This is a genomic window from uncultured Pseudokineococcus sp. (genome assembly GCF_947495735.1).
Classification (GTDB): Bacteria; Actinomycetota; Actinomycetes; order Actinomycetales; family Quadrisphaeraceae; genus Pseudokineococcus.
Genome location: NZ_CANMAA010000004.1, coordinates 289877 through 312289, shown reverse-complemented (window position 1 = coordinate 312289; position 22413 = coordinate 289877). Strand labels below are relative to the sequence as shown.

Here is a 22413-nt window from a genome sequence, read left to right as displayed (position 1 = left end):
GGTGGCGAGGACGAGCGAGCGGGACGCCCCGCGCCGGGTGCGGCGGCCGGCCAGCGCACGCGCACCGACGGCTGAGGCGTCCTCGCGGGAGGCTCGCCGCGGCGTCACCCCCTGGCGGTACGTTCCCCTCGCCAGCACCGTCCGGCGACCAGGAGGCACGGCCGCATGAGCTCACCGCAGGGTCCTCGACACCCCGACGACGCGGCCCGCGGGTCGGGGGACGGCTGGACGGGTGACCCCGGGAACGGGGGACGGGCGCCGGGAGGCGCCGTCCAGCCGTGGTCCGGCCGCGGCCAGCAGGGCTACCCGGGTCAGCAGGGCTACGCGGGTCAGCAGGGCTACGCGGGTCAGCAGGGCTACGCGGGTCAGCAGGGCTACGCGGGTCAGCAGGGGTACCCGGGTCAGCAGGGCTACGCGGGCCAGCGCGGCTACCCCGGCCAGGGCGGCTACGCGGGACCGCCCGCACCACCGCTCGGCTACAAGGACACGACGGTCGCCTACCTGCTGTGGTTGTTCCTGGCGCAGTTCGGGGCCCACAAGTTCTACCTCCGCCAGCCCCTGCAGGGGGTCCTGTACCTGGGCCTGACGCTCATGGGCTGGCTGACCGTGTGGTTCCTCGTCGGGTTCCTCTTCTTCGGCACCCTCTTCGTGCTGTTCGTGGTCGACGCCTTCACGATCCCCGCGCAGGTGCGCCGGGTGAACGCCGACATCCACGCGTGGGCCCTGCACGGGCGTCGCTGAGGACGGCGTCGCTGAGGAGCCCGGCCCTCCGGGCTCCTCAGGGGCCCTTACGGCCGGCGAGCAGAGGCCTCCACCGGCGGGGCGTCGGCCATCGCCTGCGCGAGCGGTCCCGCGAGCAGGGCGACCTGCCACGCGCGGGCGCCGCCTGCCGCCAGGGCGCTGACCAGCCCCTCCTCGTCCAGCGGCTGCGGCGGCTCCCAGCACGTGCGGCGCAGCAGGTCCGGCTGGAGGAGGTTCTCGACGGGGACGTCGAGCTCCTCGGAGCGGGTCGTGACGACCTCGCGCGCGGCGGCGAGCCGTGCGGCAGCCGCGGGATCGCGGTCCTTCCACGTGCGCGGCGGCGGGGGGCCCGTGGCCGGCGTCGAGGTCGGGGGCAGGTCGCGGTCGGCCATCCCCTGCCCGCGGCGGATCGCCTCGAGCCACGTGGCCGCCCGGCGGCGGTTGGCCGGGCCGGAGAACACGGGCAGCGCCGCCAGCGCGGCCGGTGAGGTCGGCATCGCCGTCGCGGCGGCCACGACGGCGCGGTCGGGCAGGACCCGCCCGGGGGAGACGTCGCGGAGCTGGGCCAGCCGCTCCCGCTCCTCCCAGAGCTCCCGGACGACGGCCAGCTGGCGGCGCGAGCGGATCGCGTGCAGCCCCGAGGTGCGTCGCCAGGGGTCGGTGCGGGGCGGGGCGGGCGGGGCGTCGCGGACGGCCGCGAACTCCTCGGCCGCCCACGCCAGCTTGCCCTGCTCCTCCAGCACCTCGAGCAGCGCGTCGCGCAGCGGCAGGAGGAGCTCGACGTCCAGGGCCGCGTAGCGCAGCCACGGCTCGGGCAGGGGGCGCGTGGACCAGTCGACCGCCGAGTGCTCCTTGGCCAGGTCCACCCCGAGCAGGCGCTGCAGGACGGCCGCCAGCCCGACCTTCGGGAAGCCGGCCAGGCGGGCGCCGAGCTCGGTGTCGACCAGGGCGCCACCGGGCCGCAGACCCACGGCGGCGAGGCAGGGCAGGTCCTGGCCCGCCGCGTGGAGCACCCACTCGGCGTCGCCCATGGCGGCGGTGAGGGAGGACAGGTCGGGCAGCGCGTCGGGGTCCACGAGCAGCGTCCCCGTGCCGGCGCGGCGCAGCTGGACGAGGAAGGCGCGCTGGCCGTACCGGTACCCGGAGGCCCGCTCGGCGTCGACGGCGACCGGGCCGGTGCCCGCGGCGAGCCGCGCGGCGGCCTCCGCCAGGGCCTCGGGGTCCGCGACCACGTCGGGCACGCCCTCGGCGGGCTCGGTGAGCACCGGCAGCGGCGCCGGCGCGTCGGCGTCCGACGCCTCGGCCCCAGGTGCCTCGGTGCCGGACGCCTCGGTGCCGGTGGCCTCGGGGTCTGCTGCGCCGGAGCCCGAGGCGCCGGGCTGGGCGCCCTGTGACCCCACCGGCTGCTGCGCCGTCGACGCGTCCGCCGCGTCGGCGGGCGCGGGGTCGGGGGTGCTGCTGACGGGCGCGCCGGCGGGCGACGCGTCCGCCGCGGCGGGGCTGGGCTGGCGCGCGGTCATGGGGGCCACCGTAGGCCCGGGCCCGACCGCGACCGCCGTGGCGGCGCCGGCCCGGTGGGGAGAGCCGCCGCGGACCGCGCACCGGTCCGCGGGGCCCACCGGGCCGGTGGGGGGCGTCAGCTGACGAGGCCCGCCCGCAGGGTGATGGCGACCATCTCGGCGCGGTCGCCGGTGCGCAGCTTGCGGGCGATGCGGGCGAGGTGGCTCTTGACGGTCAGCGCCGACAGGCCGAGGGCCTCGCCGACGTCGCGGTTCGAGCGCCCCTCGGCCACGAGGGAGATGACCTGGACCTCGCGCTCGGACAGGTCCTCCCACGCGCCCGTCGGCGGCACGGCGTCGAGGCGGCGGGCGGGCCGGACGGGGCCGCCCTCCTCCTCGGCCGGGTCGACGACCAGGTAGCAGCGCGCGCCGGCGGCGAGCGCGGCGCCCGCGGCGGCGGCGGCGTCCGCGCCCTCGCGGCGGTGGTCGACGACGACGGTCGTGCCCCAGCCGCCCAGGGCGGTCTCCCGGACGAGGCCGAGGCCGGTGCCGCCGCCGAAGGACGGCTGGACGACGGCCACGGTGCCCGAGCGGCGGGTGGCGAGGGTGCGGGCGGCGGCCGCGTCGGGCGCGGCGAGCACCTCGCGGGCCCCGAGACCGCGCAGGACGCGGACGGCGGCGCGGCGCAGCGAGGACGAGGACAGCGCCACGAGCGCGGTGCCGCGGTCGGCGGCGGACTGCGCCTGGGTCCGGGCGTGCTGGCTGGGGATGCGGGCGACCGCGGGACCCCCAGCGGTGCGGGCGGTCCCTCGGGCGGGGGGCGGCAGGACGGCGGACACGGTCGACTCCCTTCGAAGCGCCCTTCCGTGGGCGCTACCAGGAGTCCCATCGGCACACCCGTCCGGCGGCTTGAGCCCTGGCGCGCGCGTCGAGTACACGACCTGCCGGCCACGGGGTGGTCACCGGCCGCGGGGCTCGCGGTCCCGGCTGCGCGGACCGCCCACGGGGGTGCGACGCCGGACGGCGCGGCCGGGCGCGGGACGTGCGAGGCGGGCCCACGCGGCGGACCTGCGGCGAGGGGTCCGCGGGGAAGGGCCGCGGAGGAGGGGCCCACGGGCGCGCGCAGGGGCGGGCGTCGCGGCGGCAGGAGGTCGCGGCGGGGAGGCCGGGGAGGGGCGCGTCAGCGGGCGCGGCGGGGGAGCGCGGTGACGCCGGCGGGCAGCGGCGGCAGGCCGGCCACCGTGCACAGCAGGTGGTCGGCCCAGGCGCGCAGGTGGTCGCCCACGACGTCCGGGCCGCCGACCGGCGACCAGGACGCGCGGACCTCGAGCTCGACGGTGGGCTCGCGCTCGGCGAGGCTGCCGTAGCTGTCGGACAGGACCCGGGTCACGGTGCCGCCCGCGGCGGTGTGCTCCACCCCGCCGTCGGCCAGCGCGTCGACGAACCAGGACCAGCCGACGTCGCCGAGGAGCGGGTCGCCGCCGGTCTCGGGGTCGAGCTCGGCACGGGCGAAGGTGACCACGCGCAGGTCGCCCTCCCAGGCCTCCTGCCCGGCGGGGTCGTGCAGCAGCACGAAGCGGCCGGTGGCGAGGTCGTCGTCGTCACCGGCCCGCACGACGTCGGCCGACAGGGCCACGGCGAACGGCGCCACCCGGGCCGGGGCGGGCACCTCGGCGAGGCGCACCTCCGGGCGGGTGCGCGCGGCGCGCAGGCTGGCGGTGCAGCGCTCGACCACCGAGCCCGGTCCGCCTCCGCTGGCGCCCGAGGGCCCCTCGCCGGGGGACCCGTGCGCGCCGCCCCTGCCCCGTCGCCCGTCCACGGCTCGCACGGTAGGTCGCGCGCGGCGCGGGACCGCGGACGAGGGGCTCCGCCACGCCGTGGCAGCATGCGGGACGTGCCCGACGCCACCCGGACGACCTCGCCCGCCCCCTCCACCGCGGCCGGTGTCACGACGGCCGGGGCCACGACGGCCGCCGGGGCGCCGGCGCTGCCCGGGGAGGGCGCCTTCAGCGCCGCGGCGCACGGCCGGCGCGGCGAGCGCACCCCGGTGTGGTTCATGCGCCAGGCGGGCCGGTCGCTGCCGGAGTACCGGGAGGCGCGCGCCGGCACGGCGATGCTCGAGGCCTGCCGGACCCCCGAGCTGGTCACCGAGATCACGCTGCAGCCCGTCCGCCGCTACGGCGTCGACGCCGCCGTCCTCTACAGCGACATCGTCGTGCCGCTGGCCGCCGCCGGCGTCGACCTCGACATCGTGCCGGGCACCGGCCCGGTCATCGCCTCGCCGGTCCGCACGGCCGCCGACGTCGAGGCGCTGCCCGTCCTGGACCCGGCGCAGGTGGGCTTCGTCGACGAGGCGGCGCGGATGCTCGTGCGCGAGCTCGGCGGCGTCCCGCTGCTGGGCTTCGCGGGCGCTCCGTTCACCCTCGCGAGCTACCTCGTCGAGGGCGGGCCGAGCCGCAACCTCGAGCACACCAAGGCGATGATGTACGGCGACCCGGGGCTCTGGAGCGCGCTGATGGAGCGACTCACCGCGCTGACGACGACCTTCCTGCGCGTGCAGGTCGAGGCCGGCGCCGGCGCGGTGCAGCTGTTCGACTCCTGGGTCGGCGCGCTGCCGCTCGCGGACTACCGGCGCTACGTCCTGCCCCACTCGACCGCCGTCCTCGAGGGCGTCGCAGACCTGGGCGTGCCGCGCATCCACTTCGGCACCGGCACCGGCGAGCTGCTGGGCGCCATGGCCGAGGCGGGTCCCGAGGTCGTCGGCGTCGACTTCCGGGTGCCGCTCGACGTGGCCGCCGAGCGGGTGGGCCGCGCCGTCGACCGGCCCGTCGCCCTGCAGGGCAACCTCGACCCCGCGGCGCTGTTCGCCCCCTGGCCCGCCGTGCGCGAGCGCGTGCTCGCCGTGCTCGAGGCGGGCCGCGCGGCCCCGGGGCACATCTTCAACCTCGGCCACGGCGTGCTGCCTGCGACCGACCCCGACGTGCTGGCCCGCGTGGTCGACCTCGTCCACGAGACGACGACGCGCTGACCCGGAGGGGTGGGGCTGTGACGTCGGGGGAGGTCGTCAGGGCGTCCGGCGCCGCGCCGGTGGTCGTGGTCGGCGCGGGCGTCAGCGGCCTGGTGGCGGCGTGGGAGCTGGCCCGGGCCGGGGAGCGCGTGGTGCTGCTGGAGGCCGGTGACCGGGTCGGCGGCGTGATGGCGCGCGGCGCCCTCGACGTGCCGGGCCGCCGCGAGCCGCTCCTCGTGGACCTCGGCCCCGAGTCGCTGCTCGTGCGCCGTCCCGAGGCCCTCCAGCTGCTCGACGAGCTCGGCCTGTCGGGCGACGTCGTGCACCCGGAGCCGGTGCCCGCGGCCGTGGCGACGCGGGGGCGGCTGCACGACCTGCCGCCCGGGACGGTGATGGGGGTGCCGCGCACCACCGACCACCTGGCCGGGCTCCTGGCGCCCGAGGAGGTCGCCCGCGTCGCCGCGGAGGAGCGGGTCGAACCCGTGGGCGTCGACGACGTCGACGTCGCCTCCTGGGTGGCCGGTCGCGTGGGGCGCGCGGTCGTCGACCGCCTCGTCGAGCCGCTGCTCGGCGGCGTCTACGCGGGCAGTGCCGGGTCGCTCTCCCTGCGGGCGACCGTCCCGGCGCTGTGGGACCTCGCCGAGCGCGGCGAGCCCCTGCTCGCCGGGAGGGCGGCGGCGCCGGGGGCCCCGGCGACCAGGGGTGCCCCGACGACCAGCGGAGCTGCGACGACCGGGGGAGCCCCGACGACCGCGGGCGTCCCGACGCCGGCGGCGCCCGCGGCCGGTCCGGTGTTCGCCGGGCTGCGCGGCGGTGTGGGCCGGCTCGCGGAGGAGCTCGCCGCCCGCCTGGTGCACGACGGCGTCGAGCTGAGGCTGCGCACCGCGGCCACGTCCCTGCGCCGCGCGGCCGGGCCCTCGGGGGGTGAGGCGGACGGGGGTGCGCGCTGGGTGGTCGGCACGCCCTCCGGGGACGTGCCCGCCCGCTCCGTCGTCGTGGCCCTGCCCGCGCCCGCGGCCGCACGGCTGCTCGCCGACGCGGCGCCGGCTGCGGCGGCGGAGCTGCGCCGCGTGCGCACGGCCAGCAGCGCCATCGCCACCCTCGTCGTGCCCGGTGCGGTGCTGGCGGGCGTGCGCCGGTCGGGGTTCCTGGTGCCGCCCGTCGACGGCGGCCTCGTCAAGGCGTCGACCTTCTCGAGCACCAAGTGGGCGTGGCTCGCCGACGCCGCTGCCGCCGGGGCGGACGGCGACCGGGCCGACGCGCCGCCGGCCGTGCTGCGGGTGTCCGCCGGTCGCGCCGGCGAGGAGGCCGTCCTCGACCGCGACGACGAGGACCTGCTGGCCTCCGCAGCCGCCGAGCTGGGTTCGCTGCTGGGCGGCGAGGACGTCCCGGTGCTGGCGGGCCGCGTCGACCGCTGGCGAGACGGGCTGCCCCAGTACGACGTCGGCCACCTGGACCTCGCGGCCCGCGCGCGCGCCGGTGTCGCCGAGCAGCCCGGCCTCGCCGTCGCCGGCTCCGCCTACGAGGGGGTCGGCGTGCCCGCCTGCATCGCCGCCGCCCGCCGGGCGGCGCGCCAGCTGCTGGCGGGCTGAGTGCTGCTGATGGGTTGAGTACTGCTGATGGGCTGGGAGCTGCTGGCTGGCTGGAGTTCCTCGCGGCCGAGAGCGGCCGGCGGGCTGAGCGGCTGGTGGTCCGGGAGGTCAGGACCAAGGCCCCGGGGGACACCCCGTGGCGGCCTGGGAGCATGGGCGCGTGAGCGAGACGAGCACCGGCCAGGCCACCCCCACAGCCCCCGCGTCGGCCCCCGCGACGCCCCCGTCGTCGGCGGAGGTCAACGAGACGATCCGCTACACGATGTGGTCGGTCTTCCGCGCCGTGGACCACCTGCCCGACGACGAGCGCGACGCCGCGACGCAGGAGCTCGAGCAGCTGCTCGCCGCCGACGCCGACGTCGTCGTCCGAGGCCTGTACGACGTGAGCGGCATGCGCGCCGACTCCGACCTGATGGTCTGGTGGCACGCCCCGACGGTCGAGGCCCTGCAGTCGGCCTACCACCGGCTCCGGCGCTCCGCCGTGGGCCAGGTGCTGGAGCCCGTGTGGTCCTCCACCGGCCTCCACCGCCCGGCGGAGTTCAACAAGGGCCACATCCCGGCGTTCATGGCGGGGGAGGAGCCCCGCGGCTACCTCTGCGTCTACCCCTTCGTGCGGTCCTACGACTGGTACCTGCTCGAGGACGCCGACCGCAAGAAGATGCTGCGCGACCACGGCATGGCGGCCATGCCCTTCCCGGACGTGCGCGCCAACACGGTCAGCGCCTTCGCCCTCGGGGACTACGAGTGGCTCCTGGCCTTCGAGGCCGACGAGCTCCACCGCATCGTGGACCTCATGCGCGAGCTGCGCGCCACGGAGGCGCGCCGCCACGTGCGCGAGGAGGTCCCGTTCTTCACGGGGCCGCGCGTCAGCGCCCAGCAGGTCGTCGCCCGCCTGCCCTGAGCCCCGGCCCCAGCACGAGAGAGCCCCCGTCCAGGTCTCCGGACGGGGGCTCTCGTGCGTCGTGCTGGCGCGGGCGGCGTCAGCCGGCGGTGCCGGGGCGGTGCATGGGGACGTGGGGGATGCCGTCCTCGAGGAACTCCTCCCCGGCCACCTCGAAGCCGTGCCGGGCGTACCACCCCGACAGGTGCGCCTGGGCGTCCAGCACCAGGCCCTCGGCGCCGTGGCGGGCGACGACGTCGGTCATGAGGACCGACGCCAGGCCCTGGCCGCGGGCGCCGGGGGCGGTGGCGACCCGGCCGATGCGCCGCGGGGAGGAGGAGCCGGCCGGCTCCTCCAGGACCCGCAGCGTCGCCGCGACGGCGACCTGCTCGCCCTCGCGGACGACGCCGTCGCCGACGTGCCACAGGTGCTCGGTGCCGGGCTCGAGGTCGCGCCCGTCCACCTCCGGGTAGGGGCACTCCTGCTCGACGACGAACACGTCCACGCGCAGCCGCAGCAGGGCGTGGAGCGTCGCCGCGTCGAGCTCGCCCGGGAGGGCCCGGCGCACCCCCTCCTCGGGCTCGAGCGGGTCAGCCACGCTCGGGCTGCAGGCGCAGCGAGACGGAGTTGATGCAGTACCGCTGGTCGGTGGGGGTGTCGAAGCCCTCGCCCTCGAACACGTGCCCGAGGTGGCCGTCGCAGGCCCCGCAGCGCACCTCGGTGCGGGTCATGCCCATGGACCGGTCGCTGATGTAGCGGACCCGCTCCTCGGCCAGCGGGGCGTAGAAGGACGGCCAGCCGCAGTGGGACTCGAACTTGGTCTCCGAGCGGAACAGCTCGGTGCCGCACGCGCGGCAGCTGTAGACGCCGACCGACTTCTCGTCGGTGTACTCGCCGGTGTACGGGCGCTCGGTGCCCCCGAGGCGGAGCACGGAGTACTCCTCCGGCGAGAGCTGCGCGCGCCACTCGGCGTCGCTGCGGCGCACGGGCTCCGGTGCGCCCGCGGGGGTCTGCTCCGGCGTCGACGGGGTGGTGGACGAGGTCGATGCGCTCATGCCCGGTCCAACACGACGTGCGGGCCCGTCGTTCCCGGCGGCCCTCGCGGCGCCCGCGGGAGCGGGCTGCGCCAGACTGGCCGGGTGGACGCTGACGAGGTCGACCAGGAGCAGGGCCCCGAGCAGGAGGCCGGTGCCGGCACGGGCCGGACGGTGCCGGTGCCCTCGGAGGCGAGTCCCGGGACCCCGGCGCACGAGCCGGCCGTCACCACCGAGGCCGGTGAGGCGGAGCCCGAGGACGCCTGGCGCCAGGGCATCCACCTCACCAGCAGCGGCGCGGACGACGCCGACGGCAGCGGCCAGGCGCGCTCGGGCTACTGGGACGACCAGGACGACCCCGAGGGTCCCGACGAGACGTGACGGGCGGGGTGCGCCGGACGAGACGCGCACGGACGAGGCCATGGCGCCTTCGTCGTCATGCCGGCGACGCAGACGTCTCCGCCCCTGACGCACGCGGGGCCTGACGCACGAAGACCCCACCCGCTCGGCGGGTGGGGTCTTCGTGCGTCAACCGGGGGGCGTGGTCACCCGGCGGCGTGCTGGTCGGGGTCGGGCTCCAGGTGCTCGGCCTCCTCGGGGATCTGCCGAGGGCCGATCACGACGAGGCGGCCGGCGGAGAGCTCCGCGGCGCTGTCGCGCACCCACGAGGGCGGCTGCTCGGGCAGGCCCTCCGCGGCGATGGCCTGCGAGAGGCGCTCGCGCACCTCGGCGGGGGGCCTGCCCTGCAGGCGTCGCAGCTCGCTGAGCACGCGCTGCAGGCGCGTCTGCATCTCGTCCAGGGCGCGGGCGTCGCTCTCCGTCATGGGACGACGGTAGCCGGGGCGCCGCGCGCTCGCCGCTCGTCGACGGCGGCGTGCTCGAGAGACCGATCGGGCCGGGAGCGTCGCCGCCCGGGACGGCAGGCCTCGCCCCGGTCGGCTGGACCGCGCTGCGGGACGCAGCGCGGTCCGGTCAGCCGAGCCGCGCCGTCCCGCCGTAGACGTGGAGGACGGGCAGGCCGAGGGACTCGCGGGCCCGGGAGGCCCAGTCGCGGTGGAAGGTGTCCTCCACGGCGTGGGGGCGGGTCACGACGACGACCTCGCGCACCCCGCCGGCGGCCACGGCGGCCTCGAGGGCGGGCAGCGGGTCGTCCTGCACGACCTCGCCGTCAGCCCGGCACCCGGCGGCGCGCAGCGCGGCGAGCGACTGCTCGAGCGCGGTCGCGGCCTCGGCGCGGGCCTCGCGCTCGTCCGGCTGGCCCTCCCGCAGCGCGTCGAGCGCGGCGCGCATCTCGAAGAGGCTCAGGTGGTCCACGACGTCGGCGAGCAGGTTGCGCTCGGTGTCGGCCGGCACGAGCACCCGGTAGACGGCCCGGACGCCCTCCACCTCGTGGACCGCCGCGATGCGCTCGGCGTCGCCCTCGTCGAGCGCCTCCTCGGTGAGCAGGAGGACGTCGCCGTCGGCGTCGGCGGGGGCGGCGGGGGAGGTGTCGTCGGGCACGGCAGGAAGGCTAGTCCAGCCCCGCGCGGCGATTCGGGGCCCGGAACGGCTCGGGTGCGTGACGGCGGGGGCCCGGGACCGCTCGGGCGCGCAGCCGCGAGGGCCCGGGACAGGCCGGTCCCCGGGACGGGTCAGTCCCCGGACAGCACCGCCTCGAGGTCGTAGGCGGCGGGGACCTCGACCTGGTCGGTGGTGCACGAGGACGGCTCGCGGTCCGGCCGCCAGCGCAGGAACCGCACGACGTGGCGGAACCGGCCCTTCTCCAGCTGGTCGAAGCCCACCTCGCACACGAGCTCGGGACGCACGACGACGAAGGAGCCGTCCTTGCTGGCGGAGAAGCGGTTCCGCTCCCCGGCGCCGCGCAGCGGCTCGCCGTCGGCGTCCCGCTCGACGTGGGGAGCCAGCTCCTCCACCAGCTCCCGGCGCCGTGCGGCCGTGAACGCCGAGGCGCCGCCCACCTGGGAGAAGCCGTCCTCGCCGGGCTGGCGCAAGCCCAGGAGCAGCGAGCCGACGCCCTCCCCGCTCTTGTGGACCCGGTATCCGACGACCACGACGTCGGCCGTGCGCGCGTGCTTGACCTTCGTCATGACGCGCTTGCCCGGCTCGTAGCGGGCCGCGGCCGGCTTGGCGACGACGCCGTCGAGCCCGGCTCCTTCGAAGTCGGCGAGCCACCGCCGGGCGAGATCGGGGTCCTGGGTGAGCTGTGTCAGGTGCAGGGGCGCCTCGAGGCCGCCCCACAGCGCCTCGAGCCGTCGGCGCCGCTCCTCCGCGGGGGCGGGCATGAGGTCCTCGTCGCCCTCGGCGAGCAGGTCGAAGGCGACGAAGGAGGCGGGCGTCTCCCGGGCCAGCGTCCGCACGCGGGAGGCCGCCGGATGGATGCGCTGGGACAGCGCGTCCCAGTCCAGGCGCTCGGCCCCGGGCTCGCCGCGCCGCACGACGACCTCGCCGTCCACGACGCAGCGGGCGTCGCCGAGCTGGCGCTCCAGCTCGGCGACGACCTCGGGGAAGTAGCGCGTCAGCGGCTTGCCCCCGCGGCTGCCGAGCTCGACGGCCGGGCCGCCCGCAGCGGTCCCGTCGTAGAAGACGATGCAGCGGAAGCCGTCCCACTTCGGCTCGAACCACAGGCTGCCCGGGGTGGAGTCGGGCTCGGGGACGGCCTGCGCGGCGCGCGCCAGCATGGGGTCGACCGGGGGCAGCACCGGCAGGCGCAGGCGCTCGGCCGGGGTGGCCGGGGTGGGAGCAGCCGCTGGGATCGACGGGTCCGGTGTCGCGGGGTCCGGGGTCGCCGGGTCGGTCGTCGCCGGCCCGACCGCCGCGGGTCCTGTCGCTCCGGCGCCAGCCGGTCCGGGGTCGGGGGCGTCGCGGCGGGCCGGAGGAGGGGGCACGCTGCCGATCCTGCACCTCCCGCGCCGACTCCCGCCCGCCCCGGGCCGCAGAGCGCGCCGCGGGCGGGCAGGATGCCGCCATGGCTCGACGTCGAGGACACGCCGCGGTGCCGGGCTCCCGCGGTCGCCCGCCGGCCGCTCGCCGCCGCGGACGCACGGGTGCCGACGCGGCGGCGAGGACGATGGCGGTCTCCTTCGCAGGCACCGGGGTGCTGCACCTCGTGCGGCCGGCGATCTTCGACGCCGTCGTGCCGCGCGCGCTCGGCGCTCCCCGCCCGTGGACCCTGCTGTCCGGGGTCGCCGAGCTCGTGTGCGCCGCAGCCCTCGCCGCGCCCGCCACGCGCCGGCTCGGGGGAGCGCTGTCCGCCGCCATGCTGCTCGCCGTCTGGCCGGCGAACATCTCCATGGCTCAGCGGGCGCTCCGCTCGCCCCGGGCCTCCCTGACGCGCCAGGTCGTGACCCTCATCCGCGTCCCGCTGCAGGTGCCCATGGTGGCCAGCGCCGTTGCCGTCGCGCGGGGGCCCCGATGAGCAAGGACGAGGTGACGACCGGTGGCGGGGCGACCACCGCCGGCGGCGGGGTGACGGACCAGGGTCCCGCACGCGCGACGGCGGCCGAGGCGGCGGTCCGAGCAGCAGCCGGCGCCGCAGCCCTCCGACGCGGTCTGGGCACGGTGCGCCGCCACCTGCCGGTCGGGCCGGTCGCGCGTCGGCGCGCTCGCACGGCGGCGCGCGTCGCCGCCTGGTCGGGCGCCGGGGCAGTCGCGGCGACGTCGCTGGCTGCGGCCGGGATGTCCGGCCTGGCGGCCTTCTTCGTCCGGCGCGTGGTGACGCCCGTCCACGAGCGCCCCGACGACGTGCGCGTGCTGGCCGTCGACGCGGACGGCACGGGGCCCGACGGGCCCGTGATCACCGTGACGGCCGACGCCCAGACGCGCGCCCGCGGCCGCTACGTGCTCCTGCTGGACGGCGGACGTCGGTCCGCCCAGGTCGGCGACGTCGTCCGCGAGGAGGACGGCGCCGTCGTGCGGCAGCTCCTTTCCGTCCCCGACGGCGGGATCGCGCCGGGGCCGGCGCGCTGGAGCGGTGTCGTGCACGTCGGCGACCCCACCGCGGCGCTGGGCCTGCCGCACGAGGACGTCCTCGTGCCCACACCCCTGGGTGGGCTCCCTGCCTGGTTCGTGCCGGCGCAGCGGGCTCGGGCCACGGGCGCGGAGGACGGCTCGGCCACCGCGGACGACCAGCCGGCAGGCGCCGAGGTGTGGGCGGTGCTCGTGCACGGCCGCGGGGCGACCCGCGAGGAGTGCCTGCGCGCCGTCCCGCTCCTGCACCGCCTCGGGCTCTCGTGCCTGGTGCCGGCCTACCGCAACGACGCCGACGCCCCCGTCGAGGCGGCGAGCCACTACGGCCTCGGGGACACCGAGTGGCTCGACGTCGAGGCAGCCGTCCTGCACGCGCTCGACCACGGCGCCCGCGAGGTCGTCCTCGTCGGGTGGTCCATGGGCGGTGCGATCGTCCTGCAGCTGGCCACGCGCTCCTGGACGGCCGACCGCGTCCGGGCCCTGGTCCTGGACTCGCCGGTCGTGGACTGGCGCGACGTCCTCGAGCACGCCGCGCGCCAGAACCGGCTGCCGCAGCTGGCTCTCAGGCTCGGCATCGCCATGCTGGCGCGCCCCGAGGCGCGGGCCCTGCTGGGCGTCAGCGCGCCGATCGACATCACGCGCCTGGACTGGGTCGTGCGCGCCGACGAGCTGCACCTGCCGGCGCTGCTCCTGCACGCGGGGGAGGACGACGTCGTCCCCATCGGCCCGTCGCGGCGGCTGGCAGCCGCCCGACCGGACCTGGTCGTCTTCCGGGACTTCCCCGGCGCCCAGCACACCAAGGAGTGGAACACCGACCCCGACCGCTGGGAGCGCGAGGTCGCCCGCTTCCTCCTCGAGCACCTCTGAGGCGTCGACGGCGGCTGCAGGGGACGCCGGCGCGGGCGGCGGTCTGGCGCAGAGCCCTCGACGCCCACGCTCGTCGGCGGTGGGCTGCTCCCGCGGTGGCACACAGGTCGGCAAGCCGACTCGCGTGCCACCGCAGCGGCGCGACGCAGGGAAGCGCGCCCACACGGTTGGCGATCGAGCTCAACGGGGCTCCGGCGACGAGCACGACCGTCGGCGCTGGCGCCAGGCGCCGACGATGCGGTCGAGGGCTGGTGCCCAAGGGGGTGGGGGGACGTGGGGGTCGGTGCTGTCGGGTGGGTGCCAGATGACCTGGGTGCCGCGGAGCTCTCCTCTCCAGCGCTGGCGGTGGACGAGGCGGTGGTGGTGGGCGCACAGGCAGGCGCCGTTGCGCTCTGAGGTGGCGCCCCCGCGGGAGTACTCGGTGACGTGGTGGATGTGGCACCAGTCCGCGGGTCGGGTGCAGGTGCCGTAGGTGCAGGTCTGGTCGCGGAGCTTGATGGCGGTGCGGATCTTGTCGGGCCAGGAGTAGACGGAGCGTCCGACGTCGAGGGGCTGGTTCTCGGCGGTGAGCAGGACGGGGACGAGCTGGGCGTCGCAGGCGAGCATCGCCGTCTGCTCCCCGGAGACGGGGTGGCCGCCGGGCAGGAAGCCGGGTGCGGCACCCGGGGCGCCGGGGTCCAGGAGCGTGGTGAGGGGCACGGTGACGAGCAGGCGGGGCCTGCTGGAGCCGGTGCCGGTGCGTCCGGACAGGTGGGCGTCGGCGACCTGCACGAGGGCGTCGGCGAGGCGCCGGGGATGGGAGCGCGCGTCCGGCGTCCCGTCGGAGGCGGGCCGTGGTGCGGCGAGGGGTTCGAGGGCGGCCATGAGCGTCGCCCCGCCGGTGGGGTCGAGGACGCCGGAGAGCAGCCAGGTGCCGTCGTCGGTCTGGGTGCACCGGACCTGGCGCTGGCTGGTCTGGCGGGCCTCGGTGCGGGCGAGGTCGTCGTCGGCGCGCACGTCGAGCCGGGCGGTGAGGTGGCGTCCGACCCTGGCGAGGCGCCGGGGGTCCAGGTGCGCTGCCTGCTCGAGCAGGAAGGCCTGCGCGTCGGCGCGGGTGGCGGCGTCGAGGTCGGGGTGGAGGCGGCCCATGGTGGTGGAGATGACGCCGGCCTGGTCGCCGGTGATGTCGCCGGCGGCGAGGGCCCTCCCGGTCGCGGTCAGGTCGGTGTCCAGGGCGACGGCCAGGTCGACGCGCTTGCGGGCGTGCTCGGCGCGGGTGGTGGTGGCCCCGACGAGCCAGTCCGCGGTCGACGGCGCCCCGGAGGCCAGGCCCACGCGGCGCTCGTCGGCATGACCGAGGACACGGAGCCGAGCGGCGTCCAGGCGGGCGGCCTGGCGCTCGAGGTCGATGACGGCGGCCCGGACCTGGGCGTCGGTGCAGCGCCACACCTCGGCGGTCAGCAGCGCGTCCAGGGCCGTGGTCAGCGCGGTCAGGGCTCCGTCGACAGGTCCGGCGGCTTCCTCCTGAGGACCCGTCGCGGCGTCCGGCCGCGGGCTGGGATCGGGCGCGCCGAACGGCTCCTCGCCGCTCGGCCCGCCGGTGGTCATGGAGCTGACGCTAGGCGCGACCACCGACGCCGCCGTGCGTCGGGGAACGAGCCGCAGGCCTCTGACCTGCGACGATGCTGCGGTCACTTCGGACTAGAGAAAGATGACCCGAAGTGGCACCACGACCTGGACGAGGTTCGGCGGTCGGCCTCGGGCAGCCTCCCGGCCTCAGCGACGGACGGTCCAGCGCCCCAGCAGCGTGCCGCCCCCGTCGTCGGCCAGCAGCAGCGACGCGAGCTCGAGCCGCTCGACGAGCGCCTCGCCCACGAGGGCGCGTGGGCCGTCCCCGGCGACGAGGAGCGGTGAGGTCGTCAGGCACAGCTCGTCGAGCAGGCCGGCCGCCACGACGTCCCGCAGCAGCGCGGGCCCGCCCTCGCAGAGCACGCGGTGCAGCCCGCGGTGGGCGAGCTCGTCGACGGCCTCGACCAGGTCCACGTGCTCGTCCCCGGCCACCACCACCGCGTCGTCGCCGAGACCCGAGCGCAGCCGATCCAGCGCGGGGTCCCCGGCGGCCGCGCACGTCACGGCCAGCACGCGGGGCGCCGCGCCTCTGCGGTCACCGCTCGCCGCGGCGAGCAGGTTGCCAGGCAGCCGACCGGACCGCGTCACGACGGCGAGCGCGGGTGCCGGGGCCTGGCCCAGGGCGGCCCGCCGGGCGGCCAGGGACGCGCGCACCCGCAGGGGCCCGTAGCCCTCGGAGCGGGCGGTGCCGGCCCCGACGAGGACGACGTCGGCGAGCGAACGCAGGAGCACCAGCACGCGCAGGTCGGTCGCCCCCGAGATCGAGCGGCTGGACCCGTCCGCCCCTGCGGCGGCGCCGTCGAGCGTCGTCACGAGGTTGGCCCGCACCCGGGCGGCGCGGCCGGGGGAGGGCAGCGCGTGCGCGTAGAGGTCGGCGAGGTCGTCCTGGGAGTCCGACGAGCGGGGCCCCGACGCACCGGCACCCCCCGACGCACCGGCACCCCCCGACGCACCGGCACCCCCCGACGCACCGGCACCCCCCGGCGCCGGGCCCTCGACGAGACGAGGGGCACCGAGCGACGGGGGGTGCAGGAGCCGGAGACTCACGGGAGCGGTGGTGCTCAGGCCGCGGTGCTCTCGCGGACCTGGCGCTGGATGCGCCCGAGCATCCCGGTCATGCCGCGCAGCCGCAGCGGGCTGACGGCGCGGTCCAGGCCGAGGCGGGAGCAGACGTCACCGGGGACGTCGAGCACCTGGGCGGCGGGCAGCCCGTCGAGGCCCTCGGCGAGGATGCCGGCGAACCCGCGGGTCGTCGGTGCCTCGGGCGGGGCCGAGAAGAACAGGCGCACGGTCCGGTCGGCGTCGTCGTCCACCTCGGTGAGCAGGAAGATCGGCGACTGGCACTCCGGCACCGGCTCGAGCAGCTCCGGGTGGTCGGCGTACCGCGGCGGCAGGGCCGGCAGGCCGCGGCTGAAGTCCAGCAGCAGCTGCAGCCGCTCGGGCTCGCTGACGGCGTGGAAGTCCTCGACGATCTCGGCCAGCGCCGGGGGGAGGCCCTCGGTCGGGCCCCCCTGGCCGGCCGCGGGACCCGCGGTGGCGGCGCTCACGCGCGGCGAGCCGGGGCGTCGCCCGGCTCGGTGCCCGTGGCGATGGGGACGCGCACGGCGTTGCCCCACTCGGTCCACGAGCCGTCGTAGTTGCGCACCTTGTCGTAGCCCAGCAGGTGGGTCAGCACGAACCACGTGTGCGAGGAGCGCTCGCCGATGCGGCAGTAGGCGATGACGTCGTCGCCGGGCTGCAGGCCCTTCTCGCCGGAGTAGATGGCCTCGAGCTCGGCGCGGCCCTTGAAGCGGCCGTCCTCGGCCGCGGCGCGAGCCCACGGCACGGACTCGGCGGTGGGGATGTGCCCGCCGCGCAGCGCCCCCTCCTCGGGGTAGGCCGGCATGTGCGTGCGCGCGCCGGTGTACTCCTCGGCCGAGCGGACGTCGATGAGCGGACCGTTGCCCAGGTGGCCGAGCACGTCGGAGGCGAAGGCGCGGATCTCCTCGTCGCGGCGCTCGACCACCGGGTAGTCGGTGGCGGCGGGGGAGGGGGCGTCGGTCGTCGTCTCGCGCTCCTCGGCGAGCCAGGCGGCGCGGCCGCCGTCGAGCAGCCGGACGTCCTCGTGGCCGAAGAGGGTGAACACCCACAGCGCGTAGGCCGCCCACCAGTTCGACTTGTCGCCGTAGATGACGACGGTCGAGTCGCGGCTGATGCCCTTGGCCGCCATGAGCTGGGCGAAGCCCTCGCCGTCGACGTAGTCGCGCGTGACGGGGTCGTTGAGGTCGGTGTGCCAGTCGATCTTCACGGAGCCGGGGATGTGCCCGGTCTCGTACAGCAGCACGTCCTCGTCGGACTCCACCACCACGAGGCCCTCGGCGCCGAGGTTGTCGGCGAGCCACTGGGTCGTGACGAGGCGCTCGGGGTGGGCGTAGTCGGCCAGGGCGGGGCTCGGGTCGGTGGGGACGGGCACGTGTTCTCCTCGGGGTCGCTCGAGTCGTTGTCTCGGGCTGGACCGGCGCGGGCGGGCGTCTGCTCGTCGCCGCGGGCCCGCGCGGTCCGTCACTGCGGTGCTGTCGGGGCAACACCCCGCCATCGGGCGGATCTTCCCGCACGGGGCCCTGCGCTGCACCAGCGCCCACGCTGCGGACGGGCTCGGGCGGGCTCCCGGGGCCGGCCCGGCGCCGTGCGCACTCCCGGGGAGCCGCACGCCGACCGGCCGCGCGGCGGTCCCCGGCATAGGGTCGCGAACCGTGGTGAGGGTGAGCACGGGCGACGGGTCGGACGGGCGGGGCCGCGGCCCCGGTGCGCTGGTGGGGCGCTCGCCCCAGCTGGGCCGGGACCGGCTGGTGGCCGAGCTCGTGCCCTCGCCGCGCTTCGCGGACGTCTCCTTCGCCTCCTACCGGCCCTCGCCGTCGGAGCCCTCGCAGGCCGAGGCGGTCACCGAGCTCGAGCGGCACGCCGAGCGGGTCCAGGGGGCCCAGGGCTCCCGCGGGGAGAAGGAGAGCGGCCTGCGCCGCCTGCTGCGCGGGCGCCCCGCCGAGCCGCAGGGCACGCCCGGCGTCTACCTCGACGGCGGGTTCGGCGTCGGCAAGACCCACCTGCTCGCGGCGACGTGGCACGCGGTGCCGGGCCCGAAGGCCTTCGGCACCTTCGTCGAGTACACGAACCTCGTGGGGGCCCTCGGCTTCCAGGAGGCCGTGCGGGCGCTGTCGTCCATGACGCTCGTGGCCATCGACGAGTTCGAGCTCGACGACCCGGGCGACACCGTCCTCATGGCGCGGCTGCTGCGCGAGCTCGTCGACGCCGGCGTGCGCCTGGCCGCGACGTCCAACACGCTGCCCGACTCCCTCGGGGAGGGGCGCTTCGCCGCCGACGACTTCATGCGCGAGATCCAGGCGGTGGGGGACAACTTCGAGGTCGTGCGCATCGAGGGCGAGGACTACCGCCACCGCGGCCTGCCCGACCCGCCGGCCCCCCTGGCCGACGACGAGCTGGTCGCCCGCGCCGAGCGCGCCGGCAGCGGTGCTGTCCTGGACGACTTCGGCGCCCTGACCGAGCACCTCGCGAAGGTCCACCCCAGCCGCTACGGCGCGATGCTCGACGGCGTGACCCACGTCTTCTGGCGCGACCTGCAGCCGCTGACCGACCAGAACGTGGGCCTGCGCACCGTCGTCCTGGCCGACCGGATGTACGACCGCTCCCTGCCGCTGTCCGTCTCCGGCGCGAGCCTGGCGAACCTGTTCACCCGCGAGATGCTCGAGGGCGGCTACCGCAAGAAGTACTACCGGGCCCTGTCCCGCCTGACCTCGCTGGCGCGCGAGGGAGCCTGACCCCCGCCCCGGTCTTGACCGGCGCCGCTCCCGCGGCGACAGTTCCGCAGCAGGGACGACGACGACGTCGTCCCGCGGACGGGGGAGCACCGTGGTGGACGACGCGCAGCGCGCCGAGGACTCGAGGACCGAGCGGGCGCGGTGGTCGCCCACGCGCCGAGGGGTGCTCGCCGGCACCGCGGGGGCCGTGGCTCTCGCCGCGGTCGCGCCAGGGGCCTCGGGGGCCTCGTGGCGCGGGGTCGGCGACCCGGTGTCACGGCGGTCGGCCGCCCGCGGGCTGGACTTCCTGCGGGCGATGACCGACGCCTACCCGGAGGCCGCCGGGTCGGGACCGGTCCTGGCGCAGAGCTACTCCGACCAGAACGGCCTGTTCAGCACGGCCTTCGTCTACGACCAGGCGCTGAGCATCTGCGCCGCGCTCGCGGCCGGCGGCCGTGGCGTCGCCCTGGCCCGCCGCCTCGGCGACGGCCTGCTCTTCGCCCAGCAGCACGACCCGGTGCACGACGACGGGCGCCTGCGGCAGGCCTACAACGTCGGGCCGTACACCTTCTACGACGGCTCGTCCCAGCCCTCCGGGCTCGAGCTGCCGGACGGCACGGCGAACGTCGGCTACCAGTTCGGCTTCCTCGGCACGGCTGTCGGTGACATGGCGTGGCCGGGCATCGCGCTGGTGCAGCTGCACGAGCGCACCGGAGACCGGCGCTACCTCGACGGGGCGGTGGCGATCGGCCGGTGGATCACGACGAACGCCCGCAACGGCGGCGCCCTCGGCGGCTTCTCGTTCGGCGTTGACGCCGGCGGCGCGCGGGTGCCCAACGTCTCGACCGAGCACAACGTCGACTGCGTCGGCTTCTTCCGCCAGCTCGCCGTCGCGACCGGGGAGCCCGGCTGGCTCGAGGAGGCGGCCCGGGCCCGCGCCCTCGTCGAGCGCATGTGGGAGCCGTCGGGCGGGTACTTCTACACCGGGAGCAACGACGGCGAGACGGTCAACCGCGACCCCCTGCCCCTGGACCCGCAGACGTGGAGCTGGCTGTCCCTCCAGGACCCCCGCTACGCGTCCGCCCTGGACTGGGCGGCCGACGCGCTGGCCGTGACCGACGACGCGCAGCAGCCGCTGAGCCAGCTGCCCGACGGCGTCACCGTCTCCGGCGTCACGTTCAGCTCGGCGAGCCTGGTCTCGACCGCCGTGTACGAGGGGGTGCCGGTCAACCCCTCCGGCGTCTGGCTCGAGGGGACCGGGCAGCTGGCCTGCGCGCTGGGCGACCGCGGCCGGGGCGACGACGTCCGTCGGGCCGAGCACCTCCTGGAGCAGGTGCGCGTCGCGCAGACGCGCGTCGGCCAGGACCAGACCGTCGGCGGGCGCCCGCTGCCGCCCGCCTCCGGCGTCGTGGCCGCCTCCAGCGCCCTCGACACCGGGTTCGGCTTCGGGTACTTCCAGTCCCAGCACATCGGGGCGACCGCCTGGTACGTCATGGCGGCGGAGGGGGCCAACCCCTTCCGCCGGTACGGGCTGCGCTGACCCGACCGGCCGCCCTGCACGACCGGCCCGAGCACCGCACGGGGGCTCGGGCCGGTCGTGGTGCGGCTCGGCTCAGCGCAGGCGCGCCACCGCGACGGCGTGGGCGGGCAGCACCGCGACCTCGCCCTCGAGGGCGACGTCGCCGTCCTCGGCGAAGGACGCGACGAGCTCCGCGCCGCTCTCGCCCTCGACGCCGGCGCCGCGCTCCAGCGGCACCTCCTGCGGCACGTCGCGCAGGTTGACCGCCACGCGGAAGCTCCCGCGCACCAGGACCAGCCACCCGGCGTCCTCGTCACCCACGACGTCCAGGGAGGGCGAGCGGCCGAGCACGTCGTCGCGCAGCTCGCCCTCGGTCGCGCGCAGCTCGAGCAGCCGCCGGTGCCAGGCCAGCAGCGCGGCCCCGCGGCCGGTCGTCGGCTCCTCCCAGTCGAGCACCGAGGCGTCGCGGGTGGAGGACGCCTGCGGGTCAGGGACGTCCTCGGCGTCCCAGCCGTGGGAGGAGAACTCCGAGCGCCGGCCCGTGCGAACCGCCTCGGCGAGCTCGGGGTCGGGGAAGTCGGTGAAGAACTGCCACGGGGTGCGGGCGCCCCACTCCTCGCCCATGAACAGCATGGGGGAGAAGGGGCCGAGCAGGACGAGCGCCGCGCTGGCGGCCAGGACGCCGCCGGGCAGGTACGACGACGGGCGGTCGCCCGTGGCGCGGTTGCCCACCTGGTCGTGGTTGGACGTGTACGCGACGAAGGAGCTGCCGCGGTGGCGGGTCGGGTCCACCGGGCGCCCCCACACCTCGCCGCGGAACGGCGAGAACGTGCCGGCGTGCCAGAAGGCGCCCGTCAGCACGGTGCGGAGGGTCTCGAGCGAGCCGAAGTCGACGTAGTAGCCCTGCCGCTCACCCGTTACGAGGGAGTGGATCGCGTGGTGGACGTCGTCGGCCCACTGCGCCTGCATGCCGTAGCCGCCCTCGATCGCGGGCTCGACCATGCGGGGGTCGTTGAGGTCGGACTCCGCGACCAGCGTCAGGGGGCGGCCGACCTCGTCGGACAGGTCTGCGGCGCGCAGGGACAGCTCGGCGAGCACGTGCACCGCGGAGTCGTCCACGAGGGCGTGGACGGCGTCCAGGCGCAGCGCGTCGACGTGGAAGTCGCGCAGCCAGCGCAGCGCCCCCTCGACGACGAAGGCGCGCACCTCGCGGGAGCCGGGGGCGTCGAGGTTGACCGCTGTCCCCCAGGGGGTCTCGTGCTCGTCGGTGAAGTACGGGCCGAACTCGGGCAGGTAGTTGCCCGCCGGGCCGAGGTGGTTGTAGACGACGTCCAGGCAGACGCCGAGGCCCCTGGCGTGGCAGGCGTCGACGAAGCGCTGCAGCGCCTCGGGCCCGCCGTAGGGGTGGTGCACCGCCCAGAGGTCGACGCCGTCGTAGCCCCAGCCCCAGCGGCCCGGGAAGGCCGCCACCGGCAGCAGCTCGACGACCTGCACGCCGAGGTCGACGAGGTGGTCCAGGCGCTCGGTCGCGGCGTCGAGGGTGCCCTCGGGCGTGAAGGTGCCCAGGTGCAGCTCGTAGAAGACGGCGCCGCGCCCGTCCACGCCCGCCCAGCCGCCGTCGGACCACGCGAAGCGCGCGGGGTCGAAGACGCGGCTCGGCCCGTCGGGGCCCTCGGGCTGCCAGGCGCTGCGCGGGTCGGGGCGCGCGGGCCCGCCGTCGAGGTGGAAGGAGTAGTCGGTGCCGTGGCCGGCGTCGGCGACCTCGGCCGACCACCACCCGCCGCCAGAGCGGTCCATGGTGACGAGCCGACCCTGCGCGCCACCGGTGGCGGACGGGTGGACCTCGACCTCGACGCCGGTGGCGTCCGGGGCCCAGACGGTGAACACGTGCATCGGTCCTCCTGCGGGA

22 protein-coding genes are annotated in these 22413 nt (G+C 77.2%); 9 read left to right on the top strand and 13 right to left on the bottom strand.

Annotation, left to right across the window (positions count from 1 at the left end; translation table 11 throughout):
* Positions 1-165: 165 nt before the first annotated feature.
* Entirely contained in the window at positions 166-741 is a 576-nt protein-coding gene (locus tag Q0848_RS08715; protein ID WP_299036706.1) for a TM2 domain-containing protein, read from the top strand.
* Positions 742-788: 47 nt separating this feature from the next.
* Here Q0848_RS08715 and Q0848_RS08710 read toward each other — a convergent pair whose 3' ends face one another.
* The 3 genes from Q0848_RS08710 to Q0848_RS08700 form a co-directional block, all read right to left on the bottom strand.
* The gene (locus Q0848_RS08710; protein ID WP_299036705.1) at positions 789-2261 is read right to left on the bottom strand and encodes an HRDC domain-containing protein; all 1473 of its coding nucleotides are present in this window, start codon (positions 2259-2261) and stop codon (positions 789-791) included.
* Positions 2262-2377: 116 nt separating this feature from the next.
* A complete protein-coding gene (locus Q0848_RS19045) occupies positions 2378-3079 on the bottom strand; it encodes a helix-turn-helix transcriptional regulator (RefSeq protein ID WP_366146473.1) in 702 nt (233 codons plus the stop codon).
* A gap of 341 nt (positions 3080-3420) precedes the next feature.
* A complete protein-coding gene (locus Q0848_RS08700) occupies positions 3421-3975 on the bottom strand; it encodes a DUF3000 domain-containing protein (protein WP_366146504.1) in 555 nt (184 codons plus the stop codon).
* A gap of 252 nt (positions 3976-4227) precedes the next feature.
* Here Q0848_RS08700 and hemE point away from each other — a divergent pair, with 252 nt between their 5' ends.
* From hemE to hemQ, 3 genes are all read left to right on the top strand, one after another.
* Positions 4228-5268 carry a uroporphyrinogen decarboxylase gene (hemE, locus tag Q0848_RS08695; protein WP_366146503.1) on the top strand — a complete coding sequence of 347 codons (1041 nt, stop codon included), beginning with the start codon at positions 4228-4230 and terminating at the stop codon, positions 5266-5268.
* A gap of 17 nt (positions 5269-5285) precedes the next feature.
* Positions 5286-6839, top strand: a complete 1554-nt coding sequence (hemG, locus tag Q0848_RS08690; protein ID WP_299036702.1) for a protoporphyrinogen oxidase — start codon at positions 5286-5288, stop codon at positions 6837-6839.
* A gap of 250 nt (positions 6840-7089) precedes the next feature.
* A complete protein-coding gene (gene hemQ / locus Q0848_RS08685) occupies positions 7090-7740 on the top strand; it encodes a hydrogen peroxide-dependent heme synthase (protein ID WP_366146502.1) in 651 nt (216 codons plus the stop codon).
* Between the two features lie 79 nt (positions 7741-7819).
* Here hemQ and Q0848_RS08680 read toward each other — a convergent pair whose 3' ends face one another.
* Together Q0848_RS08680 and msrB are read right to left on the bottom strand one after the other, a co-directional pair.
* Complete coding sequence (locus Q0848_RS08680) at positions 7820-8317, bottom strand: GNAT family N-acetyltransferase (RefSeq protein WP_299036700.1); 498 nt, start codon at positions 8315-8317, stop codon at positions 7820-7822.
* Complete coding sequence (msrB, locus tag Q0848_RS08675; RefSeq protein WP_299036699.1) at positions 8310-8774, bottom strand: peptide-methionine (R)-S-oxide reductase MsrB; 465 nt, start codon at positions 8772-8774, stop codon at positions 8310-8312. Before msrB ends, Q0848_RS08680 begins: the two co-directional genes overlap by 8 nt.
* A gap of 84 nt (positions 8775-8858) precedes the next feature.
* Between msrB and Q0848_RS08670 the strand changes: the two genes are divergently transcribed.
* Positions 8859-9134 (top strand): hypothetical protein, encoded by a 276-nt coding sequence (locus Q0848_RS08670; protein ID WP_299036698.1) that lies wholly within the window; start codon positions 8859-8861, stop codon positions 9132-9134.
* A gap of 164 nt (positions 9135-9298) precedes the next feature.
* Here Q0848_RS08670 and Q0848_RS08665 read toward each other — a convergent pair whose 3' ends face one another.
* From Q0848_RS08665 to Q0848_RS08655, 3 genes are all read right to left on the bottom strand, one after another.
* Positions 9299-9577, bottom strand: coding sequence for a hypothetical protein (locus Q0848_RS08665; RefSeq protein WP_299036697.1), 279 nt, complete (start codon positions 9575-9577; stop codon positions 9299-9301).
* A gap of 148 nt (positions 9578-9725) precedes the next feature.
* Positions 9726-10253: a hypothetical protein gene (locus tag Q0848_RS08660; protein WP_299036696.1), complete on the bottom strand. Its 528-nt coding sequence runs from the start codon at positions 10251-10253 to the stop codon at positions 9726-9728.
* 131 nt (positions 10254-10384) lie between these two features.
* Positions 10385-11458: an ATP-dependent DNA ligase gene (locus Q0848_RS08655; RefSeq protein ID WP_366146501.1), complete on the bottom strand. Its 1074-nt coding sequence runs from the start codon at positions 11456-11458 to the stop codon at positions 10385-10387.
* Positions 11459-11820: 362 nt separating this feature from the next.
* On the opposite strand from Q0848_RS08655, the gene Q0848_RS08650 reads away from it, so the two are divergent.
* Together Q0848_RS08650 and Q0848_RS08645 are read left to right on the top strand one after the other, a co-directional pair.
* Positions 11821-12168 (top strand): hypothetical protein, encoded by a 348-nt coding sequence (locus Q0848_RS08650; RefSeq protein ID WP_299036694.1) that lies wholly within the window; start codon positions 11821-11823, stop codon positions 12166-12168.
* The gene (locus Q0848_RS08645) at positions 12165-13586 is read left to right on the top strand and encodes an alpha/beta hydrolase (protein ID WP_299036693.1); all 1422 of its coding nucleotides are present in this window, start codon (positions 12165-12167) and stop codon (positions 13584-13586) included. Before Q0848_RS08650 ends, Q0848_RS08645 begins: the two co-directional genes overlap by 4 nt.
* 180 nt (positions 13587-13766) lie before the next feature.
* On the opposite strand, the gene Q0848_RS08640 is transcribed toward Q0848_RS08645, so the two are convergent.
* The 4 genes from Q0848_RS08640 to Q0848_RS08625 form a co-directional block, all read right to left on the bottom strand.
* Positions 13767-15173, bottom strand: a complete 1407-nt coding sequence (locus Q0848_RS08640) for an HNH endonuclease signature motif containing protein (protein WP_299036692.1) — start codon at positions 15171-15173, stop codon at positions 13767-13769.
* A gap of 168 nt (positions 15174-15341) precedes the next feature.
* A complete protein-coding gene (locus Q0848_RS08635) occupies positions 15342-16241 on the bottom strand; it encodes a dihydrofolate reductase family protein (protein ID WP_299036691.1) in 900 nt (299 codons plus the stop codon).
* Positions 16242-16255: 14 nt separating this feature from the next.
* Positions 16256-16741: a SufE family protein gene (locus tag Q0848_RS08630; RefSeq protein WP_299036690.1), complete on the bottom strand. Its 486-nt coding sequence runs from the start codon at positions 16739-16741 to the stop codon at positions 16256-16258.
* Positions 16738-17646: a sulfurtransferase gene (locus tag Q0848_RS08625; protein WP_299036689.1), complete on the bottom strand. Its 909-nt coding sequence runs from the start codon at positions 17644-17646 to the stop codon at positions 16738-16740. The genes Q0848_RS08630 and Q0848_RS08625 overlap by 4 nt, the downstream gene beginning before the upstream one ends.
* A 289-nt stretch (positions 17647-17935) precedes the next feature.
* On the opposite strand from Q0848_RS08625, the gene zapE reads away from it, so the two are divergent.
* Both zapE and Q0848_RS08615 read left to right on the top strand, forming a co-directional pair.
* Positions 17936-19006 (top strand): cell division protein ZapE, encoded by a 1071-nt coding sequence (gene zapE / locus Q0848_RS08620; protein WP_366146500.1) that lies wholly within the window; start codon positions 17936-17938, stop codon positions 19004-19006.
* A gap of 94 nt (positions 19007-19100) precedes the next feature.
* Positions 19101-20525, top strand: a complete 1425-nt coding sequence (locus Q0848_RS08615; protein ID WP_299036687.1) for a hypothetical protein — start codon at positions 19101-19103, stop codon at positions 20523-20525.
* Positions 20526-20597: 72 nt separating this feature from the next.
* Here Q0848_RS08615 and treZ read toward each other — a convergent pair whose 3' ends face one another.
* Positions 20598-22397 (bottom strand): malto-oligosyltrehalose trehalohydrolase, encoded by a 1800-nt coding sequence (gene treZ / locus Q0848_RS08610; RefSeq protein ID WP_299036686.1) that lies wholly within the window; start codon positions 22395-22397, stop codon positions 20598-20600.
* Positions 22398-22413 lie beyond the last annotated feature (16 nt).

What these genes read in the sequence shown, in the direction of transcription:
- Q0848_RS08715 (WP_299036706.1), top strand. Translation starts at nt 166, where the DNA reads ATGAGCTCACCGCAGGGTCCTCGACACCCCGACGACGCGGCCCGCGGG.
- Q0848_RS08710 (WP_299036705.1), bottom strand. Translation starts at nt 2,261, where the DNA reads ATGACCGCGCGCCAGCCCAGCCCCGCCGCGGCGGACGCGTCGCCCGCC.
- msrB (WP_299036699.1), bottom strand. Translation starts at nt 8,774, where the DNA reads ATGAGCGCATCGACCTCGTCCACCACCCCGTCGACGCCGGAGCAGACC.
- Q0848_RS08665 (WP_299036697.1), bottom strand. Translation starts at nt 9,577, where the DNA reads ATGACGGAGAGCGACGCCCGCGCCCTGGACGAGATGCAGACGCGCCTG.
- Q0848_RS08650 (WP_299036694.1), top strand. Translation starts at nt 11,821, where the DNA reads ATGGCGGTCTCCTTCGCAGGCACCGGGGTGCTGCACCTCGTGCGGCCG.
- Q0848_RS08645 (WP_299036693.1), top strand. Translation starts at nt 12,165, where the DNA reads ATGAGCAAGGACGAGGTGACGACCGGTGGCGGGGCGACCACCGCCGGC.
- Q0848_RS08640 (WP_299036692.1), bottom strand. Translation starts at nt 15,173, where the DNA reads ATGACCACCGGCGGGCCGAGCGGCGAGGAGCCGTTCGGCGCGCCCGAT.
- treZ (WP_299036686.1), bottom strand. Translation starts at nt 22,397, where the DNA reads ATGCACGTGTTCACCGTCTGGGCCCCGGACGCCACCGGCGTCGAGGTC.